Source organism: Bacillus sp. C30 (assembly GCF_040838255.1).
GTDB lineage: Bacteria > Bacillota > Bacilli > Bacillales > Bacillaceae_G > Bacillus_A > Bacillus_A mycoides.
Window position 1 is genome coordinate 1 of the sequence record NZ_JBFPJH010000485.1, and the last position, 2,042, is coordinate 2,042.

Annotated in this window: 2 protein-coding genes and 1 pseudogene; all 3 read left to right on the plus strand. The window is 30.9% G+C overall.

The window, feature by feature from the left end; genetic code table 11:
* Nucleotides 1–795 (plus strand): ATP-binding cassette domain-containing protein (locus tag AB3X49_RS22020; RefSeq protein ID WP_367964742.1); only part of this gene is annotated, 795 nt, incomplete at its 5' end.
* Nucleotides 792–1,462: pseudogene (locus AB3X49_RS22025) on the plus strand (DUF4052 family protein). The gene AB3X49_RS22020 and the pseudogene AB3X49_RS22025, both read left to right, overlap by 4 nt.
* Nucleotides 1,463–1,497: 35 nt before the next feature.
* Nucleotides 1,498–1,977 carry a CcdC family protein gene (locus AB3X49_RS22030; RefSeq protein ID WP_002136841.1) on the plus strand — a complete coding sequence of 160 codons (480 nt, stop codon included), beginning with the start codon at nucleotides 1,498–1,500 and terminating at the stop codon, nucleotides 1,975–1,977.
* Nucleotides 1,978–2,042 lie beyond the last annotated feature (65 nt).

The window sequence follows — 2,042 nt, forward strand, 5'->3', positions numbered from 1 at the left end:
GAAGAGCATAAAATATATGGTTTGCTTGGAAGAAACGGAGCGGGGAAAACAACTTTATTAAACATACTCGCAGGTCAGATTATTTCAAGTAGTGGAAGCGTATCTGTATTTGGTGAAAATGTATTTGAAAATAGTAAAGCGATGCGAAATATTTGTTTCGTTAGAGTGAAAGAAGAAGCTCATCTAAGTTATAAAGTAAAAGAAATCTTTAAGATGTGTAGCATGTTTTATAAGAATTGGGATGGAAAGTATGCTAAAGAACTTGCAGATAAATTTCAGCTTAATATGACAGAGAAATACCATAAGCTATCACATGGCATGCAAACCGTCGTAGGAATTATTCAAGGATTAGCAAGTAGGGCACCAATTACAATTTTTGATGAACCAACTACTGGTTTAGACGCAGCACATCGCGAGTTATTTTATAGTTTACTATTAGAAGATTACGGTGAGTATCCTCGAACAATTATATTATCAACACATTTAGTAGAAGAAGTAACCCATGTTATTGAAGATGTAATTATCATAAAAGAAGGAAGACTAGTTGTTCAATCATCGGTGGAAGATTTATTACAGCAGGGGCATATAATTTCAGGAAAAAAAGATAAAGTAGATGCGTTTTCGATTAATAAAAAAGTTATAAATCGAGAAGTTTATGGAAATAAGGGCATTGCTGTTATATGGGAAGAATTTACTAATGAGGATTATTACTCTCTTGAAAAAGAAGGATTAGCAGTTGATGAAATTACATTACAAAAACTATTTATTCACATAACTGGTGGTGAAGTGAAATGACGATGTTAATGAAGCAGTTGAAGTTACATATAAATTTTCATTATAAGGCAATTTTAATATTTTGGATCGCAGCTTTATTAATAAAAGGGGCTATGAATGCTGTTAATTTATATGGAATGAAAATTGGTTATTTACCTGAATTTATCAATAATCCTTCTATAGCAATTATGATGTTTATAATAGGGAGTACTTTCATCATACAAGATGATTTATTTCGTTTAGCCATTTCATTTGGTGTGACAAGGATACAATATTTTATCGGAGCGATTTGTTATATTGTACTGCAATCCGGACTATTTTCATTACTTCAAGTAATGTTTTTACAAGATATAAAATATAATATGGGAATGCTAGTTTTGGAGAACTATTAGCACAACAGTTTATTTTACAATTTTTATTTTATGTTACGACAGCATGTTTCTTTCAAGTAGTAGTTGTTTTTAAACAACGATTTAAGTGGATCGGTTTTATGATTGGTGGAACACTTTTTTTAACAACAAACAGTGTGCTTTATGGTGAGGTAGGAATAAAAGGTTTATTATTTACAAGCGATCTATCTTTAATAGATATTCCCTATTTTACTGTGATTTCAATTGGATTAACCATTCTATATATCATAACTAGTAGTATATTTATTCGTAAAGTTTCATTTGAGCAAACGGTTTAAAATATTGTTAGATTATTATAGAAAGAGGGAAGACAATGGGAGATACTTCTTCACTAATAACCGTCTTTTTATGCGTGGCACTGCTAATTTTTTGGCGACGATATCGTTCTATGTATAAGCCGATAAAGGGAACGGGAAAACGTATTTTGTGGCCATTACTATTTTTAACACCGGGTATTTTATTGTTTTTTGGTCCAGTACATCCAGCTATATTACAAGTGACTATAGCAGCATCCATTGGGGTGATTTTCGCAATCCCACTTATATTTCTAACAAACTATGAACGAAGAGAAGACGGAAACATTTATACGAAAAAAAGTGCTGCCTTTTTAATTACTTTTATCGGAATTGTTATTTTAAGATATGGTTCAAGACAATATATTGTTGACTTAGATCAGCAAACAATAGGTTTATTATTTTACGTAGTTGCAGTATCGTATATTATTCCGTGGAGAATTGCTTGTTATATAAAATTTAGGAAAGTTTGGCGCGGGAATAGTAATCATGTGATATAAAAATAAAAACTTCTCAAATGAGAAGTTTTTATTTTTATATGCAAGTGGTGCTTTTTACTATTTTT

What these genes read in the sequence shown, in the direction of transcription:
- AB3X49_RS22030 (WP_002136841.1), top strand. Translation starts at nt 1,498, where the DNA reads ATGGGAGATACTTCTTCACTAATAACCGTCTTTTTATGCGTGGCACTG.